Origin of the sequence: Acinetobacter sp. YH12086 (assembly GCF_013419345.1) — a bacterium.
GTDB lineage: Bacteria > Pseudomonadota > Gammaproteobacteria > Pseudomonadales > Moraxellaceae > Acinetobacter > Acinetobacter amyesii.
Genome location: NZ_VPAF01000004.1, coordinates 133,826 through 151,904, shown reverse-complemented (window position 1 = coordinate 151,904; position 18,079 = coordinate 133,826). Strand labels below are relative to the sequence as shown.

Here is an 18,079-nt window from a genome sequence, read left to right as displayed (position 1 = left end):
AATTATTCGTTGTTGAGTCCACGATAGGCGTCATCATAAGGATGTTTTGTTTAAAAATAAATAGTGGATGCGCTAAGTTTGCAACAGATAGAAGACTGTTGAAAAGTAAACAATTCAGGTTTGAACTTCATCTTATACTATGGATTTTAAACACCATAAAAATAGTGCAATGAAAAAAATATATCTATCGTTGATGACTGTCCTGAGTTTGTCAGCATGTACAACAAATGAAGGCATGTTGGATTCATCTCAACACTTAAAACAAAGGGCTCAAGCCAATTTAGTAAATTCACGGGTGAGAGAGATTCCGTCTTTATTTAATCAAGCACAGACACAGGCGGTATTTGTCACATTTGATGGTCAGCGTTTGAGCCATTATGGCAATGACTTACAGCGCGCCCATACCGAATACATTCCCGCATCTACTTTTAAAATGTTAAATGCATTAATTGGTTTGCAGCATCAGAAGGCGACAGCCACTGAAGTTTTTAAATGGAAAGGTGAAAAACGTGCTTTCCCGTCATGGGAAAAAGACCTGACTTTGGGTGAAGCGATGCAAGCATCTGCAGTTCCTGTATATCAGGAACTGGCAAGGCGAATAGGTTTGGCGTTAATGCAACAAGAAGTCAAACGGGTCGGTTTTGGTAATGCCAATATTGGCAAACAGGTGGATAATTTTTGGTTGGTTGGGCCGTTAAAGATTACGCCTGAACAAGAAGCTCAATTTGCGTATCAGCTTGCGACAGAGAAATTACCGTTTGATGTCGCGGTACAAAAGCAAGTCAAAGATATGCTTTATATTGAAAGCCGTGGGGATGCGAAGTTATATGCCAAGAGTGGTTGGGGTATGGATGTGGAACCTCAAGTCGGTTGGTATACCGGTTGGGTGGATGATGGTCATGGCAAGATCACGGCGTTTAGTTTGAATTTGCAGATGGCTGCAGGGGATGATGTGGCGGAGCGTAAGCAGTTGACGTTGGACGTGTTGGATAAGTTGGGTGTGTTTCATTATTTACGTTAATTTTTTGAATTTTGAATTTTGAATTTTGAATTTTGAATTTTGAATTGGCACGTCCTCGCTTTGCATTAGGTTTTAGCTTCCATTGCGTAGGATTTATCTTACTTTTGAAAGCACAAAAGTAAGCAAAATGCTTTTGTTTGACTGAAGGTACGTCCGAACGGTTCGAGTAGAATGTATAAAAGGATGGCGCAAATTTTGTGGATGGATTTAGTTCAGGTTATTTTCAAAAAAATATGCTTTCTAAACGTCCTCGCTTTGCATTGGGTTTGAGTTTCCATTGCGTAGGAGATTCCTACTTTTGAAAGCACAAAAGTAGGCAAAATGCTTTTGTTTGACTGAGGGCCCATCCGTGCTGCCCCAGTCAAACAGGCGACATCCATGTCGCCTTCATGTGATTGAATGTTGTGAAGAACAAGAATTTATTTAGAAATGGCTTTGTTTAAGCTCGTATAAAGTGATTTTCTAGCTTCTAAAATTTCAACTCTATATTGAGCAGTTGTTTCAACATTGATAGCTCCATTTTTACAAAGTGTATAAGCGTTAAATTTTCCGAGTAATTCGCCATAAATTCTTAGCTTTTCTTGTTGTTCAATATATCCATGTAAAAGAAGTAAACCTTCATTTTTGCTAAGTAAATTAAAGTCATTAAAAAGTGCGTGTCTTAGAGGTTTAAGTCTGTCTGAAATCTCATTAAGAGCTGGTTGAGATTGTTTTGTTTCAAATTCAAAAATTGCCCAAATTTTTAAAACGAGATGATTTATTTCCTCGAGATCTTTGGAAATATTGGTCAATAAATTACGATTATATAGAAGGTTATCTTTTGCTACTGATGCTGAAATATTTGCCTTTTGATTTAAGTAGGTAATTACGCCAGTTATCAGTGCTCCCAAACCAATTTTTACGGCTGTATCAATTATCTCTAATAAAGTCATATAAATATAAAACGGTGAATGAATCACCGTTTTATCATGCACTTAAAGGAAAGTGAATCTTATTTCAACATCGGCTTCAAGAACTTCGCTGTATGCGACACTTTATTCTTAGCCACTTGCTCTGGCGTACCTTCGGCAATAATCATACCGCCGCCAGCACCACCTTCAGGGCCTAAATCAATCACCCAATCGGCAGTTTTAATCACATCCAAATTATGCTCAATCACCACAATGGTATTACCCTTGTTGCGAAGCTCATGCAGGATATCGAGTAACTTGGCAATATCGTGGAAATGCAGGCCTGTAGTCGGTTCATCCAGTACATACAGTGTTTTACCGGTATCACGTTTCGCCAACTCACGAGCCAATTTGACACGCTGCGCTTCACCACCCGAAAGCGTGGTTGCAGATTGACCTAAACGGATATAACCCAAGCCAACTTGGTTCAAGGTTTCCAAACGACGGTGAATCACAGGAATAGCGTCAAAGAAATGCATTGCATCTTCAACCGTCATTTCTAACACATCTGAAATGTTACGACCTTTATAACCAACTTCCAACGTTTCTCGGTTATAGCGTTTGCCGTGGCAGGCATCACAAGGCACATACATATCAGGTAAGAAGTGCATTGCAACCTTAATCATCCCGTCACCTTCGCAGGCTTCACAGCGACCACCTTTCACATTAAATGAGAAACGACCCGCCGCATAACCACGTGCTTTAGCTTCAGGGGTTTGCGCAAACAGTTCACGAATAGGGGTGAACAAACCAGTGTAAGTTGCGGGGTTTGAACGTGGTGTACGACCAATTGGGCTTTGGTCAATATCGACGACTTTATCGAGGAACTGTAAGCCGTCAATCGAGTCAAATTTTTCCGCAGTCAGTGTGGTTGCACCGTTTAATTGAGTTGCTGCAAGTGGTAACAAAGTACGGTTAATCAGTGTCGATTTACCTGAACCCGACACACCCGTTACACAGGTCATTACCCCTAAAGGAATGGTCAGATCGACATTTTTTAAGTTATGACCCGCAGCGCCCATTAACTTGATTTGTTCTTCAGGTTTTGGCGGTTGTGTTCGTGTTTTCGGCACATCAATACTGAGTTTTCCTGATAGATATTGACCGGTTAATGAATCTGGATTTGCCAAAATTTCGTCATACGTCCCTTCGGCAATCACATGACCGCCATGCACACCTGCACCTGGGCCGATATCAATAATATGGTCAGCCGCTCGAATGGCATCTTCATCATGCTCAACGACGAGCACGGTATTACCAAGGTCACGTAGGCGAACTAAGGTTTCAAGCAAGCGATCATTATCACGCTGATGTAGACCAATCGATGGTTCATCGAGGACATACATCACGCCCATCAGGCCCGCGCCAATTTGCGAAGCCAAACGAATACGCTGAGCTTCACCACCCGACAGTGTTTCTGCCGAACGCGATAAACTTAAATAGTTCAAACCGACAGAGACTAGGAAGTGCAAACGTTCACGAATCTCTTTGAAAATCTTGTCAGCAATTTCGCCTTTGGCACCGTTTAAGTTGAGGTCTTGATAATAGCTTTCAGCATCTCCAATCGACATCTTGGTGATTTGCGCGATGGTTTTATCTTTAACTCGAACATGACGTGAAATTTCATTGAGACGTGAGCCACCGCAAGCATCACATGCAGCATTGGATAAATACTGTGCCAAATCTTCACGCACGTAGTTTGATTCGGTTTCACGGTAACGACGTTCTAGGTGCGGTAAAATCCCTTCAAAGGCTTGCACACGTTTGTGCGAACGACCACGCTCATCAATATAGCTGAGGTCAACTTTTTCTTTACCTGTACCATAAAGGAATTTCTTTTTGGTCTCGGCATCGAGTTCATTCCATGGGGTTTCCAAAGAATAGCCAAAATGATCTGCCACTTTTTGGATCATGCTATAGTAATACGGACGTTGACGGTCCCAACCACGGATTGCCCCTTGGCTAATCGAAACTTCATTATTGGGAATCAATTTGTCAGCACTAAAATGGCTGCGTGTGCCTAAACCATCACAAACAGGGCAGGCACCGAATGGATTGTTGAAGGAAAATAGCCGTGGTTCAAGTTCACCAACGGCACGTTCACATTCAGGGCAAGAGTGCTTAGCAGAAAATACGCGATCTTCTTGTTCGCCTTTCATCCACGACAAAATGGCAATATCGCCACCCATACGTAGTGCAGTTTCAAAGCTTTCTGCAATCCGGTTACCAAGATCATCACGTACTTTAAAACGGTCAACGACCACTTCAATGGTGTGCTTTTTCTTTTTGTCTAATTCGGGTGGTGTGTCGATATCAATGACTTCACCATCGACACGGGCACGGACAAAACCCTGACCTTGTAATTGTTCAAATAAGTTGGTGTATTCACCCTTACGGTCACGGACCACAGGGGCAAGCAACATAAGCGCCGTACCTTCTTCTAGACCTTTGACGGTATCAACCATTTCAGACACAGTCTGAGCCACCATCGGGAGGTCATGTTCAGGACAATACGGCGTGCCGACACGGGCATAGAGTAGACGTAAATAGTCGTAAATTTCGGTGATTGTTCCCACTGTTGAGCGTGGGTTGTGGCTCGTTGATTTTTGTTCGATGGCAATCGCAGGACTCAAGCCTTCAATCGAGTCAACTTCGGGCTTTTCCATTTGCGAAAGGAATTGGCGTGCATAGGCAGATAAGGACTCAACATAGCGACGTTGACCTTCAGCATACAAGGTATCAAAAGCCAAAGAGGACTTCCCTGAACCAGAAAGACCCGTAATGACCACAAACTTGTCGCGTGGAATATCGAGTGACACATTTTTTAAGTTATGGGTACGTGCGCCTCGAATACGGATATGGCTTTGGCTCATGCAAGGGGTCCTAAAATATTCATCGAAAAACCTATATATGATAGCGCATGAAAAATGTTCAAGTGTAATTTAAACCTAGATTTATGCGTGACTTTGTGAGAAAAATGGCCGAATCAAAACATAGCTGGCTGTGCCGATGCCCTGAAACATCGGCAAATCAGCAATCTAGGACTATTAACATGAAATGGCAACTTCATCTCAATCCAACATTAGGTGTGATGGGTTTATTGATGTGTAGTGTGTTTTTGAGTGCATGTACCCCGAACCACACACCGAAAGCGCAAAAATATGACAGCTTAGAACAAGCAACTTTGGCGCTGAATACCGAAAGTGAAAAAATTGATCTATATATTGCGAAATTAGGTCAAGCCAAAACAGACGCTGAAAAAAAGCAGCTGGCTTGCGAAAAAATTCCTCAACAGTTTGATTTAGTTTTGGCAATTGTTGAAAACAATCAACATTTGATGAGTGCTGAAGATTTAAAAGTTCAAGCGCAGTTTAAGCACATGGCTGAGCAACAAAAAGCGCGCTTTACATCTAGCCTGTGGTGTAAAGGTGCATAAATATAAAAGCGCTGTGACTGTTTTGAGTTCATCGTTTAAATCTCCTGTGTCATGCGCATAACAATCCATTGGAAAATCTCAGGACTATCGCAGAAAAGGCGTAAAATGCAGTTTTCTCGAAACTATAGAATGCCATGTTGTCCTTATTTCTCAAAAGCTTAATGGGTGCCTTTGTTGTGGTATTAATTGCTTTGCTGTCTAAAAGTAAGGCGTTTTATATTGCAGGTTTGGTTCCATTGTTTCCGACTTTTGCGTTGATTGCCCATGTGATCGTGGCAAATGATCAGGGTGCAGCCGCATTACAAAAAACTGCACTGTTTGGACTCTGGTCTCTCATCCCGTATTTCATTTATTTATTGATGGTGTACCTGCTCGCAACACGTGTGAGTTTAACGGCATGTTTGAGTGTAGCAACGTTGAGTTGGGTGCTTGCTGCGGCTGTTTTGATTTATGCATGGCATAGTTTTCAGTAAGCATCAAAAGCCTATATCGATGCTGATTTAGATCAATTTTTTATGGGTTCTAGATCATTTATAAAACTATAGATTTGGCTAAAATTATGATGAATTTCCAATCATTAAATATGTGATTTTGAATGTAAGTATTTGAATAAATAATTATAATTCTGCCAGAACAGAAAATAATCATGATAAGAGCAAATAATGTTAAAACAATTTTGGGTGATCATCTGCCTCATGTTTTCAAGCCAAATCCTGTGGGCTGAAGACAGTCAAATCCTCGCGTTTGAACAGTTTATTGACCCTGCAGCCGAGCAGCGTTATAGCGTGAGCGTGCCTGCGGTCGCACAAAATGAACAGCTATGGTCTGTGGTCTATATGGTACTGCAAACCAACCAAGTTCCTGACAATACTGTTCTGGACTTTAAAGTCGTTCCGCAAGGTTTATTGTTGAAAAATAATCCTGCACAAAAAACACAAGAGTATGCTTTTGATGGTGTACAGTTGGCACAGAAAAAAGACTATGTACTGTCCCAATTCTCCGATTTGAGTGAACAACTGGAAGATCAAACTGGCAAGAAAGTGCTGGATGCATCACTCTTTGATACCAGTCGTGCCCATGTATATGCCCGCGTAGAAGATTGGGTACCTGACTATAATGCACAAGCTACCCAACTGAATATCGAACTGGGCAAACTCAATGAAATGCAGGTGAAAGGACTGTATTTGATTTTAGGTAAAGGTGAAAAGCCCAAAGATTTCTTGGCCATTGCTCAACTTGATCCGATGGTCAAATCACAATTTCATTCAGAAGAAATGCAGGAACGCAAAGCAGCGCGCAGTGAATTGCGTGAAGCACGTTTGGCGATTTTTTTGGTGATTATCGCGATGGGGATTTTCCTCGGATGGTATCGTTTTAAACGCTAATGCCTGAAATGATCGTGCAAGGTCATTTGAACCGAATCCAACCGTATAAAAAAGGATCTAAAAGCAATTTTAGATCCTTAATTTTTTATACAGTTTAAATCAAAGGTTTATTCTACAGGCCATGTGCGCTGTTGATACGCGCTGTCCCAGAACATCCATTCTAATTTTGCGCCGTTCGTATAAGCCGCATGCATTTTTTCACGTGTATCCGCATCGCAGCGAGCCGCCACTCGATCAATAGTTTGAATCACGTTTTGCACAGCAGTATTGAAGTCTTCACCTGAGTAGGTGTCGATCCATGCTTGGTAAGGGTTATTAGGCACAGATTGGCTGACAATGGCTTTGCCGACTTCAGCATAGATCCAAAAGCAAGGCAGGAGTGAGGCAAGGACCACAGGGTAACTTTCTGACCATGCTGTCGCTGTTAGAAATGAAGTGTAATGATGGCAGGCAAGGGTCAGTGGAGTATTTTCAAACTGTTCTTTGCTAATGTTGAAACCTTGCATAAAGTCATTGTGCAGACTGCGTTCCACCACGATGGCAATTTTTGCCGCTTCAGAAAACTGAATCACATCGTCGGCATCAAATGCCTTGGCTGCACACACTGCAAGTGCACGACCATAGGCCAATAAATAATGGGCATCCTGAATGACATAGTGGCAAAAGGCGTCGCGGCTTAAACTGCCCTGAGCCAATTCCTGATTAAACGGTAGATGGAGAATCTGCTGATATAACGCGGTATTACGTTGCCAAACTTCTTCAGAAAAACGCATTGAACATTCCTGTCGTTAAAAATGAAAGACGGGTCTACACCATGATGCGATGTATTTGAGAGCCTCCATCTTAGAGTGTTTATTCAAAATGTAACGAATAATTTTTGGTTTCAATCCTGAAAAGCGGCATAATTGCGCCATAAACTTAGCTTCAAACTGGATATTCCCTCATTTTGAAATCTTATTGAATGAATAGGTCGATCTATCATGATGAAACATTTTGGTTTCTCAATCGTCTTTACGATCGTGTGTCTTGCTATTTCTGCATATTGGGGGCTGAATCATGGCCCAAATGCAGGCGTGCAAGCCATGCTGACAGCACTGACCATCACTGCCATTTTAGCGGTGATGGAAGTGTCTTTGTCTTTTGACAATGCCGTTGTCAATGCATCTGTACTCCGTGGTTGGGATCATTTCTGGAAAATGATTTTCTTAACTGTCGGGATCGTGATTGCTGTATTCGGTATGCGTTTGATTTTCCCAATCGTCATTGTTGCTGTAACGGCTGACATGGGCGCTATGGAAGTGGTGCAATTGGCATTGAATAATCCAATTGAATACTCTGCAAAATTGATGGCCCATCATGCAGAAATTGCGGCCTTTGGTGGTGCTTTCTTATTGTTGGTGTTCCTGAACTTCTTCTTAGATGAAGGGAAAGATACCCATTGGTTCCGTTGGTTAGAGCGCCGTTTGGCCAATCTTGCGAACGTTCCTGCGATGTCCGTGTTTATTGCCCTAATTGCGTTATTGGTAATGGCAGCAAACGTGGCCGAAGCCTCTCGTCTAGCGGTAGTCATGGCGGGTATCTGGGGGATCGTGGTGTATATCGGTGTCCAAGTACTGAGTCATTTATTGGGTGGTGAACCTGAAGTTGATGAAAACGGTAATGCGGTTGGACATGACGCAAATGGCGTACCGACGGGCGTGATCAAAGCAGGTTTTGGTGGTTTCCTTTACCTTGAAGTACTCGATGCCTCATTCAGTTTTGATGGTGTGATTGGTGCATTTGCGATTACCTCTGATGTGGTAATCATTATGCTCGGTCTTGCTATTGGTGCTATGTTTGTGCGTTCAATGACCATTTACTTAGTGGATAAAGGCACCTTAGATGCTTATATCTTCCTTGAACATGGTGCGCATTATGCGATTGGTGCTTTGGCCTTCATTATGTTGGCGAGTGGCACAGGTCTTCATGTCCCTGAAGTGGTAACGGGTCTAATTGGTGTGGCATTTATTGTTTGGGCTGTGATTGCCTCAATTCAATATAAAAAGCGTCAAGAAAATTTAGGCTAATTTAAATTTGCCTCAAATCTCCCAAAAAGCGCAGCATCAGCTGCGCTTTTTATTTGTCCAATCATCAGGATATTTAAAATCAATAAAAATCCTGCTTCGCTTTAAGCTGAATGTCCTATAATCCCATTCCAAGATTAATGAATTTTTAACCAGCTATGATGAATGCTCTTGAACGACGCTCAACTTTTGCTTTGAGTAGTATTTTCGCCTTACGTATGCTGGGGCTGTTCATGATTATTCCTGTTTTCTCTGTGGCAGGTCAGCAATATGCAGGGGCAACACCGGCACTCATTGGTTTAGCGGTGGGTGTCTATGGGTTGACCCAAGCAATTTTACAGATTCCGTTTAGTTTGATTGCAGACCGTTATAGCCGTAAACCGTTGGTGGTGATCGGGCTGCTGTTGTTTGCTTTAGGCGGTGCAATTGCGGCGATGTCCGATAGCATCTATGGCGTAATTATCGGGCGTGCGATTGCCGGTGGTGGTGCTGTATCTGCCGTAGTGATGGCTTTGTTAGCCGATGTCACACGTGAAGAACAGCGTACTAAAGCCATGGCCATGATGGGGATGAGTATCGGTTTGTCCTTTGTGGTCGCGTTCAGCCTTGGGCCTTGGCTCACAGGTTTAGTCGGCATCTCGGGTTTATTTTGGGTGACCACCATCATGGGACTTGCCGCGATTGCGATGTTGCTATTGGTACCGAAAGTAACGCGTCATCATAAAAATTTTCAACAAGGTTATCTGACGCAGTTAAAGCAAGTACTGAAAATGCCTGATCTAAATCGTTTACATGTTTCAGTCTTTTCATTGCATTTACTGCTCACAGCGATGTTTATCTATGTGCCATCTCAGTTGATTGACTTTGCTAATATTCCATTACATTCACATGGTCTGGTGTATTTGCCGCTTTTGGTCGTGAGCCTGTTTTTTGCATTTCCAAGTATTATTTTGGCGGAAAAATATCGCAAAATGCGCGGCATTTTCTTGACCGCCATTGGTGGCATTATTTTAGGATTGGGCATCTTAATTTTTGGTTTCGAATCAAAATATATTTTGCTGACAGGCTTAGGTTTATTCTTTATCGCATTTAATGTGATGGAGGCATTATTACCGTCATGGTTATCGAAAGCAGCTCCAATTCAATCCAAAGCGACTGCCATGGGGGTGAACGCCAGCAGTCAGTTTCTGGGGGCATTTTTTGGTGGTATGATTGGTGGGCAACTTCTGTTGCTAAATGATACGGCAATGGGATGGGGCATCCTGACAGGGCTAGCCATTTTATGGTTGATCATTAGTTTTGGGTTGGCTCAGCCGCGTTATTTATCGTCTATGGTTTTCAGTTTGCCTGAAGATAAAGAAACGGATGAATGGACTTCTCAGCTTTTAGCAATTCGTGGTATTGAAGAAGTTGTGGTGATGTCTGACCAGCAAGTGGCTTATGTAAAAGTGGATAAGCAGCAGATGGATGAATCTGCGCGACAACATTTAACGCACTTGTTAGGGAAAGAGGTAGCCATTTAACCATAACTCTTATAAAGTAAATAATAGAAACAAATAGGAAGAATACGTCTGATGCGTGGTGTAAATAAGGTCATTTTAGTTGGTACTTTGGGTCGTGACCCTGAAACAAAAACTTTCCCAAATGGTGGTTCTCTCACTCAGTTCTCAATTGCAACGAGTGATTCATGGACAGATAAAAATACAGGTGAACGTAAAGAGCAAACAGAATGGCACCGTATTGTGTTACATAACCGCTTAGGTGAAATTGCACAGCAATATTTGCGCAAAGGTTCTAAAGTTTATATTGAAGGTTCATTACGTACTCGTCAGTGGACAGATCAAGGCGGTCAAGAGCGTTACACGACTGAAATTCGTGGTGAACAAATGCAAATGCTTGACAATAATCGCCAACAAGGCGAACAAGGTCAAGGCGGTGATTTTGGTCAGCCTCGTTTTAATAATCAACAAGGTGGTTATAACAATAACCAAAACCAAGGTGGCTACGGTAATAGCTCAAACCAAGGCGGTTATGGCAATAACCAACCGGCTCAAGGCAATAGCTATGGCAATAACAACCCAGGTGGTTTTGCGCCAAAACAACAGCCTGCACCGACACCGGCTCCTGCAGCAGCAGATTTAGATGACGACTTACCGTTTTAATGAACCTTAAACACAGCGTTTAAAACGGTAGATCATCATCAAAAAAAGCCCTCAATCTTGAGGGTTTTTTTATGTGTATCTAAATGTTTGCCAGTACTGTGTTCAGCATTGAGCGAATAGATTATTGATTGGTAGCGTCGATTAAAATCTAATATTAATATAAATAATAAATCTAAAAATCCGATAGTTTTTATAAAAAAGTTCGGTTTTACCTATGGCTTGATATTTCGTATTCTAGCTTCAACAGATAAGCAATCCCTGAAATGAGTTAGAGGAATATCAAATGAGTTTAATTAATACTGAAGTAAAACCATTTAACGCTACCGCTTACCAAGACGGTCAATTTATTGAAGTTTCAGAAAAAGACTTCTACGGTAAATGGTCTGTGGTGTTTTTCTATCCTGCTGACTTTACTTTTGTATGTCCAACAGAATTAGGCGATCTTGCTGATCACTATGCTGAATTCAAAAAAATGGGCGTAGAAATTTATTCAGTATCTACTGATACACACTTCACGCATAAAGCTTGGCACGATTCTTCTGAAGAAATTAAGAAAATCGAATACCCAATGGTTGGCGATCCAACTTGGACACTTGCGAAAAACTTTGATGTTTTAATTGAAGCGGATGGTCTTGCTGACCGTGGTACTTTCGTAATTGACCCTGAAGGTAAAATCCAAATCGTTGAAATCAATGCAGGTGGTATTGGTCGTGATGCTTCTGAATTGATGCGTAAAGTAAAAGCTGCTCAATATGTACATGCACACCCAGGTGAAGTATGTCCTGCAAAATGGAAAGAAGGTGAAGCGACGCTTGCACCATCGATCGACCTAGTGGGTAAAATCTAATTTGGTGATCCAACCGTAGATTTAAAAAAGCCAGAACTCAGTTCTGGCTTTTTTGTGGTTTAGATCATTAGACTAAATAGCCATCATGTTCTGGAGCATAGCCACGAACTCCATCGACTAAATAGTCAATTAATCTTTCCATGACTAGGCGTTGACCTTTGCGCGAAGCATATACCAATTGCACCGTACCGACATTTGAGCACCATTCGGGGAAGAGGTGAATTAAACGACCTGCCTCAATATCTGCTTGCACGGTTAAATAGGGTAAGTCTGCAATGCCTAAACCATCGAGTGCTGCATAATAAGTACCGGCTAAGTCATTGCTTTTAATCCGAGGCTGTAAGGCAATTTCAATCTGTTCTTGCTGTCCCGTATGATGCAAATGCCATTGATAGCGGTTTTTCTGTGTGCCCAAAACGATACTCGGAAATTCTGTCAATTCGGTAATATGCTTTAACTCGCGTCCTTGTAAAAGTTCAGGACTAATCACTAAGCAATGCACGGTTTTAATCACGTCACGTACAATAATACTCGAGTCTTCATTCTTACTAAAATTGGTGCGAATCGCCAAATCAATGTCGTCATGTAAGACATCCACACGGCGGCTAGACAGCTCGAGTTCGACCTGAACTTTGGGATGATCTTTTAAAAACTGATTTAACAAGGGGCGAATTTGATGTTCCATCATGACTGGTGGACAGCTAATTTTAACCAAGCCTTCAAGTTCACTTTTTTGCTTCAGGAGTACCTGATGCGCACATTCGACTTGTTCGATCACTTTTATGCATTCTTCATACAATTCTTGGCCTAATGTCGTGACCTTAAAGTGTCGGGTAGAACGCTGAATAAGGGTGACATTATATTTGGCTTCAAGATCTAAAATGCGTCGGCTTAATTTTGATTTTGTAATATTCGATGCTTCACTTGCAGCGCTAAAACCGCCATGTTTCACCACCAAGTAAAAGTAGTAATAGTCATCAAATGAATGCATGGATCACCTTATGCAGTGAAAAATTATTTCAATTCCAATTATCATACGTCAATTTATACATCAGGTATAAAAAAAGCGGCTCGAAGCCGCTTTTTACTACTGGAGGATTATTTCTTTTCAGTATTTTGCGTATAGCTGTTGATGAGGTTACGGTAGTCTGGAATATGGTTGCCGAAAAGCGCACCTAAACCTTCAATATCATTACGCCAGTCACGGTGTAATTCACACGCGGTACCAAACCACGTCATGAGCTGAGCACCCGCTTGCGTCATACGTTCCCACGCTGAGTCGCGGGTTAAATGGTTGAAAGTACCTGAAGCATCGGTCACCACAAAGACGTCAAAGTCTTCTTCTAAAGCAGACAAGGTTGGGAATGCCACACAAACCTCAGTCACTACACCGGCAATAATCAATTGTTTTTTGCCGGTTGCTTTGACTGCTTTCACAAAATCTTCATTATCCCAAGCATTAATTTGACCTGGTCGTGCAATATAAGGTGCGTCAGGGAACATTTCTTTGAGTTCTGGAACCAATGGCCCGTTTGGACCTTGTTCAAAACTTGTGGTGAGAATTGTTGGAAGATTAAAATATTTAGCAGCTGCAGCAAGTGCGAGCACATTATTTTTAAATTTATCTGGATCAATATCGCGAACCAATGAAAGTAGACCCGTTTGATGGTCAACTAAAAGTACCGCGGCATTATCTTTGTCTAAACGAACGTAAGGTTTGCCCATTTTATTGTCCTCATTCCTGTTTGCAAGTACGCAGGATCAGATGAAGTCTGCGTGTTAACTAGATTTAGAATAGTAGTAAAAATGAGACAATGAAATGGGTTTAAATGAGAAGCTCAATCATAAAATTGGGATAATTCATCGTCATATATGACTAAAACCTTAGAATTTCGAAATTAATGCTTGGTTTTGAGTGAAGTTCAGATTGTATGACTGAATATTGTTCTATATTTGAGATATAGAATGCTATCTGGAAGATGGTCAACAAGTATTTCAAAACTTAAAATAAGCGCTATGTTCATCCTATCGTATGAATATAGGAGCTAAGAAATGAAAAAAGTAATTGGTGTTTATCGTAATCAGCAAATGCACTGGGTGGGTGATGGTTTTCCAGTCAAAAGCTTATTTTCCTATGATCGTCTAGGTCAGGCGATTAGCCCATTTTTGCTTTTGGATTATGCAGCACCTTATCAGTTCGATCCCACCACTGCACAGCATGGCGTGGGTTCACATCCACATCGTGGTTTTGAAACTGTGACTATCGCCTACAGCGGTGAAGTGACTCATAAAGACTCAAGTGGTGGTGGCGGCACAATTCAAACAGGCGATGTGCAATGGATGACTGCAGGGTCGGGTCTGGTACATGAAGAATTTCATTCGCCTGAATTTGCTCAAGCAGGTGGTCTTTTTGAAATGGTTCAATTGTGGGTGAATTTACCGGCAAAAGACAAAATGACCCAGCCTCGTTATCAAGCGATCACGCGCCAAGATATTCCACGCATAGACATGGATGAAGGTGCAGGCCATATTCGGGTGATTGCCGGTGAAATGGGTGGTCACCTTGGGCCAGCACAGACCTTTAGTCCAGTGAATGTCTGGGATGGTGAGTTGAAAGCTCAATATGAAACCACCTTACATGTACCTGAAGGGCATAACACCATTTTGGTGGTCTTGAAGGGTGAGGTTGTGGTGAATGAAAGCCATAAAGTGCAAGACAGTTCGATGGTCATGTTTGCCAAAGACGATATCGCCATTCAGCTACAAGCGTTGCAGGACACACAATTTTTGTTGCTTAGCGGTGAGCCACTAAATGAGCCGATTCAAGGTTATGGCCCATTTGTGATGAATAGCAAAGCTGAAATCATTCAAGCCTTTGATGATTTCAATAACGGAAAATTTGGTGAAATTGCAGTGGCGCATGAAGCTTAAGCGAAATTCATGACATTGAAATAGCCGAAAAAAAAGCCTCTGAACAGTCAGAGGCTTTTTTATTGAGCGCTGTAGTATTTATTGTTGTCATGATTTAAATATCATTTTACTTTTTATAAATTGTGATGAATTTATCACTTTCTTATGTGGCGCATCTTAGCGGTACTTGGCTTTAAAGTAAACCGAAAGTTATAAAAATGGTTAATTTAATTGTTTGGTTTTATAGGGTAATTAAAATTTTAAAGAAAAATATGTTTAAAAAACAAAGCTTAAATTGTGTGCTTTTTGACTGTAAATATTTGTAAATTTAACTTAAAAACGGCTGTACTGAAATCCATACAAAAAGTGCGAATCTGGTATTTTTTAATAGCTATTTTTAAGTTCTGATCAGTCATACTTTTAAACTGTGTTTTATAGATGGAAAAGAAAATTGGAAATTGCAGTCATCGGTAGTGGCATGGCTGGGCTGGCTACCGCAAGAATTCTTAAAGACGCAGGGCATAACATTACAATTTTCGAAGCTCTGCCTGGTCGTGGTATGGATAGCCACAGCACTGAGTTTGAAGGCGGCTTAATCGATGCCCCTTTGCGTGTGATGAATCCACACCTCTGGAAAAATACCTTAAGTTTGGCGACCCATTTAGGAATTAAAACTTTCCCTGTCCGTACCTATATGGCATGCAGTTGGCTCTTTGAAGATCGTACAGAAACGTGGTTGACCACCAGTCGTAGCCGTATTGGTAATTTTCCAATTATTAATAACCGTAAAGGCTTACAACAATATGGCTGGCGTTTAGTCAAAGGAATGTTGCAACTCAAAGCCGCGATCACTCGATTTTTTAAATCAAAAAATCAGGACATCACGCTTGCCGAGTTCATTAATAAAAATGAAATTGAAGAAGTATTTTGGCATGGTGCGGTCATGCCTGTGTTGTATACCATTTGCACTTGTAACCCGAAAACGATTGGCGAATGGCCTGCGAAACCGCTGTTGATTTTCTTGCGTCAATTGACCAATGGTGATGCCTTGTTGCGTATCCAAGGTGGTACGCCTGCGTTGGTTGATAAGCTGATTGAAGGTTTAAATATTCAAAGTGGTACGGCAATTACCAAAGTGCACGAGCAAGACGATAAAGTCTTGGTGGAAACTGAGGCCGGAGCACATCATCTATTCGATCGCGTGGTTGTTGCGACACCAACCACCAAAACGGAAGAATTTTTAGATTCAACCCAGTTTGCTGATGATATTGAGCTCTTAAAGAAATTTAAATTTGAGCAAGGTCAGTTGGTGATTCACACCGATCAAACTGTGATGCCGCCGAAGCGTAAAGATTGGTCTGTACTAAGTTATATGATGGACCGTAAATTTACCCGTCAGCAATTTACCGTGTGGCTGAACTCCATTGAGCCGAGCTTGGTGGGTAAAACCCCAGTGTTCCAAACCTGGCAGCCAGTGACTCCGATTGATCCTAAAAAAGTGATCTCTTCGGTTAGTTTGACACGCGCAGTGGTGGATTCTCATACCGTGGCGCTGAATAAAGAGTTACAGCAACGACATTTATCGCCTGAGCGTAAAGTCTTCTTCTGTGGCTCATGGTCTTGTGACGGTCTGCCGATTTTAGAATCTGCGGTAACGTCTGCTATGCATATTGCAGAAATTTTTGGTGCACCATTGCCGTTTGTAGGTTTAAAACCTAAAGTGGAGGTTGCCCCTCAACTCGGTTACTAACATGAAATGGCTTCAAGCAATTCGTCAGCACATCCCTAGCCATAAATATGCGATTAACAGTCGACTACTCGGAGATGATGCGGAACTTGCTTGGAGTAATTTGGGCTATTGGGATGATGCAAAATCATCCTATCCTGCAGCCTGTCAAAAACTCGCTTTCCATCTTGCCGAATCCATTCAATTAAAATCTACAGATCGTGTTTTAGACCTTGGTTGTGGGCAGGGCGCGAGCTTGGTTTTTTGGATGGAACATTTTCAAATTCAAAACTTATCCGCAGTCGAATTGCAAACCGAATGTGTGGAAAAAATCCAAAAAAATTTAAATTCAAAAATCAAAATACAACAAGATTCATTTTTGAATTTAAAAAATATTTATCCACAAAACTGTATGGATGCCGTTCTGTGTATTGATGCTGCGTATCATAGTGGTTTGAATTTATTGCTTTTATCAGTTGTTAATGTTTTGAATTCAAAGGGACGCTTTGCTTTTCACTATTTGATGTTGTCCGATGAGTTTTTGAATTTAAATTCAGTGCAACGATTGAAATATCAAAGTCTGTTGAAAGCAGCAGATGTGAATTTGAAAAATTTAAATTCAAAGCAAAATTTACAACACCAAGTGCAACAGGCAGGTTTCGAAAATATCCAGATTGAAGATATCAGCGAATTCGTATTTCAGGGTTTTGCCGATTATATTCAAGAACAAAAAAGTCAGATGAGCCTGAGTCATGTGGATCAATTCAAAATCAAGATGACGGCAAAATTGTGTGAGAAGTTGTATCGAGACGGGCTGATTCGTTATGTGCAGATTAGCGCGAGGAAGCCATAAAAGAGCGGCTCTAAAAACATCAAAGCCTCACTAAAAAGCGAGGCTAAGAAATGGTGCCGGCACACGGATTCGAACTGTGGACCTACTGATTACAAGTCAGTTGCTCTACCAACTGAGCTATGCCGGCGTTGTGGAATGCATTCTACAGATTTTTTGAAGTGGTGCAAGTTAAAAAAATAGCAAATCGAATGTAATTTATACGTTTGATTTATTCAGCATTCAACCGATGTTTGGCTCTAAAACCAGAGAAATAAAATTAGGCAATGTTTCGCCCACAAGATGTGGGCGAAAAAATAGGATGGATGAACGTTGAGTGCTATTTCATTCTTAAAATTTGGTCTAGATCCTGTGCGCATTCTTCAAGTGTATATGCCATCTCCAGTTGCATTTGGGGGCGGAGTTCATTGGCGAGCTTTCGCCATTCGTCAATCAGACGCTGTGCTTTTTGAATTTTATGTTTATTGATGTCTTTGGCAAGGGTTGGGGTATAGCCACCACGTTTGGCGTTCTTGATCTGCTTAACATAATTCTGGCTGTTATTCATGTTCTCTCCCGAATAGCAGTGATATATGAAAGGTGTTTTTTAAGTTTTTCATTGATCAAGTTAAAAGTACCGCAATCGCGTTTCAGTTCTATGATGTTTAAATAAATGAATAATTTTTTGAATGGTACCTATATTGAGAGGATGATTTATTTTTAGCATAGGCTTAAGTAATTGTCTTTAGA

The 18,079-nt window shown here is 41.3% G+C and carries 17 protein-coding genes and 1 tRNA gene; 11 read left to right on the top strand and 7 right to left on the bottom strand.

The window, feature by feature from the left end:
* Positions 1–169: 169 nt before the first annotated feature.
* A complete protein-coding gene (blaOXA, locus tag FTU29_RS06650; protein WP_180121017.1) occupies positions 170–1,021 on the top strand; it encodes a class D beta-lactamase in 852 nt (283 codons plus the stop codon).
* A gap of 419 nt (positions 1,022–1,440) precedes the next feature.
* On the opposite strand, the gene FTU29_RS06645 is transcribed toward blaOXA, so the two are convergent.
* Positions 1,441–1,953, bottom strand: a complete 513-nt coding sequence (locus tag FTU29_RS06645; protein ID WP_180121015.1) for a hypothetical protein — start codon at positions 1,951–1,953, stop codon at positions 1,441–1,443.
* 59 nt (positions 1,954–2,012) lie between these two features.
* Positions 2,013–4,844, bottom strand: a complete 2,832-nt coding sequence (gene uvrA / locus FTU29_RS06640; protein ID WP_180121013.1) for an excinuclease ABC subunit UvrA — start codon at positions 4,842–4,844, stop codon at positions 2,013–2,015.
* Between the two features lie 179 nt (positions 4,845–5,023).
* Between uvrA and FTU29_RS06635 the strand changes: the two genes are divergently transcribed.
* The 3 genes from FTU29_RS06635 (at position 5,024) to FTU29_RS06625 (ending at position 6,792) form a co-directional block, all read left to right on the top strand.
* A complete protein-coding gene (locus FTU29_RS06635) occupies positions 5,024–5,407 on the top strand; it encodes a hypothetical protein (RefSeq protein WP_180121011.1) in 384 nt (127 codons plus the stop codon).
* A gap of 134 nt (positions 5,408–5,541) precedes the next feature.
* A complete protein-coding gene (locus FTU29_RS06630; protein ID WP_180121009.1) occupies positions 5,542–5,880 on the top strand; it encodes a GlpM family protein in 339 nt (112 codons plus the stop codon).
* Positions 5,881–6,069: 189 nt separating this feature from the next.
* Positions 6,070–6,792 (top strand): hypothetical protein, encoded by a 723-nt coding sequence (locus FTU29_RS06625; protein ID WP_180121007.1) that lies wholly within the window; start codon positions 6,070–6,072, stop codon positions 6,790–6,792.
* A gap of 107 nt (positions 6,793–6,899) precedes the next feature.
* Here FTU29_RS06625 and tenA read toward each other — a convergent pair whose 3' ends face one another.
* Positions 6,900–7,565 (bottom strand): thiaminase II, encoded by a 666-nt coding sequence (gene tenA / locus FTU29_RS06620; RefSeq protein WP_078193179.1) that lies wholly within the window; start codon positions 7,563–7,565, stop codon positions 6,900–6,902.
* Between the two features lie 207 nt (positions 7,566–7,772).
* Here tenA and FTU29_RS06615 point away from each other — a divergent pair, with 207 nt between their 5' ends.
* The 4 genes from FTU29_RS06615 to ahpC all read left to right on the top strand — a co-directional run bounded on the left by FTU29_RS06615 (position 7,773) and on the right by ahpC (position 11,864).
* Positions 7,773–8,858, top strand: a complete 1,086-nt coding sequence (locus FTU29_RS06615) for a DUF475 domain-containing protein (RefSeq protein ID WP_180035454.1) — start codon at positions 7,773–7,775, stop codon at positions 8,856–8,858.
* 155 nt (positions 8,859–9,013) lie between these two features.
* A complete protein-coding gene (locus FTU29_RS06610; protein WP_111884498.1) occupies positions 9,014–10,378 on the top strand; it encodes an MFS transporter in 1,365 nt (454 codons plus the stop codon).
* A gap of 51 nt (positions 10,379–10,429) precedes the next feature.
* Positions 10,430–11,017, top strand: coding sequence for a single-stranded DNA-binding protein (gene ssb / locus FTU29_RS06605; protein ID WP_078193176.1), 588 nt, complete (start codon positions 10,430–10,432; stop codon positions 11,015–11,017).
* A 283-nt stretch (positions 11,018–11,300) separates the two neighbouring features.
* Positions 11,301–11,864, top strand: coding sequence for an alkyl hydroperoxide reductase subunit C (ahpC, locus tag FTU29_RS06600; RefSeq protein ID WP_078190520.1), 564 nt, complete (start codon positions 11,301–11,303; stop codon positions 11,862–11,864).
* A gap of 67 nt (positions 11,865–11,931) precedes the next feature.
* Here ahpC and FTU29_RS06595 read toward each other — a convergent pair whose 3' ends face one another.
* On the bottom strand, positions 11,932–12,855 hold the full coding sequence (locus tag FTU29_RS06595) for a LysR substrate-binding domain-containing protein (RefSeq protein WP_180025069.1): 924 nt from the start codon (positions 12,853–12,855) through the stop codon (positions 11,932–11,934).
* A 107-nt stretch (positions 12,856–12,962) separates the two neighbouring features.
* Positions 12,963–13,589, bottom strand: a complete 627-nt coding sequence (ycaC, locus tag FTU29_RS06590; RefSeq protein WP_078193174.1) for an isochorismate family cysteine hydrolase YcaC — start codon at positions 13,587–13,589, stop codon at positions 12,963–12,965.
* Between the two features lie 327 nt (positions 13,590–13,916).
* Here ycaC and FTU29_RS06585 point away from each other — a divergent pair, with 327 nt between their 5' ends.
* The 3 genes from FTU29_RS06585 (at position 13,917) to FTU29_RS06575 (ending at position 17,353) form a co-directional block, all read left to right on the top strand.
* Positions 13,917–14,795, top strand: a complete 879-nt coding sequence (locus tag FTU29_RS06585; RefSeq protein ID WP_078193173.1) for a pirin family protein — start codon at positions 13,917–13,919, stop codon at positions 14,793–14,795.
* 430 nt (positions 14,796–15,225) lie between these two features.
* Positions 15,226–16,524: an FAD-dependent oxidoreductase gene (locus tag FTU29_RS06580; RefSeq protein WP_143221600.1), complete on the top strand. Its 1,299-nt coding sequence runs from the start codon at positions 15,226–15,228 to the stop codon at positions 16,522–16,524.
* Between the two features lies 1 nt (position 16,525).
* Positions 16,526–17,353 carry a cyclopropane-fatty-acyl-phospholipid synthase family protein gene (locus FTU29_RS06575; protein WP_180121005.1) on the top strand — a complete coding sequence of 276 codons (828 nt, stop codon included), beginning with the start codon at positions 16,526–16,528 and terminating at the stop codon, positions 17,351–17,353.
* A 51-nt stretch (positions 17,354–17,404) separates the two neighbouring features.
* Here the strand turns inward: FTU29_RS06575 and FTU29_RS06570 are convergent.
* Both FTU29_RS06570 and FTU29_RS06565 read right to left on the bottom strand, forming a co-directional pair.
* Positions 17,405–17,480: transfer RNA gene (locus tag FTU29_RS06570), tRNA-Thr, on the bottom strand.
* 189 nt (positions 17,481–17,669) lie between these two features.
* Positions 17,670–17,897, bottom strand: a complete 228-nt coding sequence (locus FTU29_RS06565; RefSeq protein WP_078190515.1) for a hypothetical protein — start codon at positions 17,895–17,897, stop codon at positions 17,670–17,672.
* Between the last annotated feature and the right edge of the window lie 182 nt (positions 17,898–18,079).

Coding starts and splice junctions, on each gene's coding strand:
- ahpC (WP_078190520.1), top strand. CDS start 11,301: ATGAGTTTAATTAATACTGAAGTAAAACCATTTAACGCTACCGCTTAC.
- FTU29_RS06610 (WP_111884498.1), top strand. CDS start 9,014: ATGATGAATGCTCTTGAACGACGCTCAACTTTTGCTTTGAGTAGTATT.
- FTU29_RS06615 (WP_180035454.1), top strand. CDS start 7,773: ATGATGAAACATTTTGGTTTCTCAATCGTCTTTACGATCGTGTGTCTT.
- FTU29_RS06630 (WP_180121009.1), top strand. CDS start 5,542: ATGTTGTCCTTATTTCTCAAAAGCTTAATGGGTGCCTTTGTTGTGGTA.
- ssb (WP_078193176.1), top strand. CDS start 10,430: ATGCGTGGTGTAAATAAGGTCATTTTAGTTGGTACTTTGGGTCGTGAC.
- FTU29_RS06575 (WP_180121005.1), top strand. CDS start 16,526: ATGAAATGGCTTCAAGCAATTCGTCAGCACATCCCTAGCCATAAATAT.
- uvrA (WP_180121013.1), bottom strand. CDS start 4,844: ATGAGCCAAAGCCATATCCGTATTCGAGGCGCACGTACCCATAACTTA.
- tenA (WP_078193179.1), bottom strand. CDS start 7,565: ATGCGTTTTTCTGAAGAAGTTTGGCAACGTAATACCGCGTTATATCAG.
- FTU29_RS06565 (WP_078190515.1), bottom strand. CDS start 17,897: ATGAATAACAGCCAGAATTATGTTAAGCAGATCAAGAACGCCAAACGT.
- FTU29_RS06625 (WP_180121007.1), top strand. CDS start 6,070: ATGTTAAAACAATTTTGGGTGATCATCTGCCTCATGTTTTCAAGCCAA.
- FTU29_RS06635 (WP_180121011.1), top strand. CDS start 5,024: ATGAAATGGCAACTTCATCTCAATCCAACATTAGGTGTGATGGGTTTA.
- FTU29_RS06585 (WP_078193173.1), top strand. CDS start 13,917: ATGAAAAAAGTAATTGGTGTTTATCGTAATCAGCAAATGCACTGGGTG.
- blaOXA (WP_180121017.1), top strand. CDS start 170: ATGAAAAAAATATATCTATCGTTGATGACTGTCCTGAGTTTGTCAGCA.
- FTU29_RS06595 (WP_180025069.1), bottom strand. CDS start 12,855: ATGCATTCATTTGATGACTATTACTACTTTTACTTGGTGGTGAAACAT.
- FTU29_RS06645 (WP_180121015.1), bottom strand. CDS start 1,953: ATGACTTTATTAGAGATAATTGATACAGCCGTAAAAATTGGTTTGGGA.
- ycaC (WP_078193174.1), bottom strand. CDS start 13,589: ATGGGCAAACCTTACGTTCGTTTAGACAAAGATAATGCCGCGGTACTT.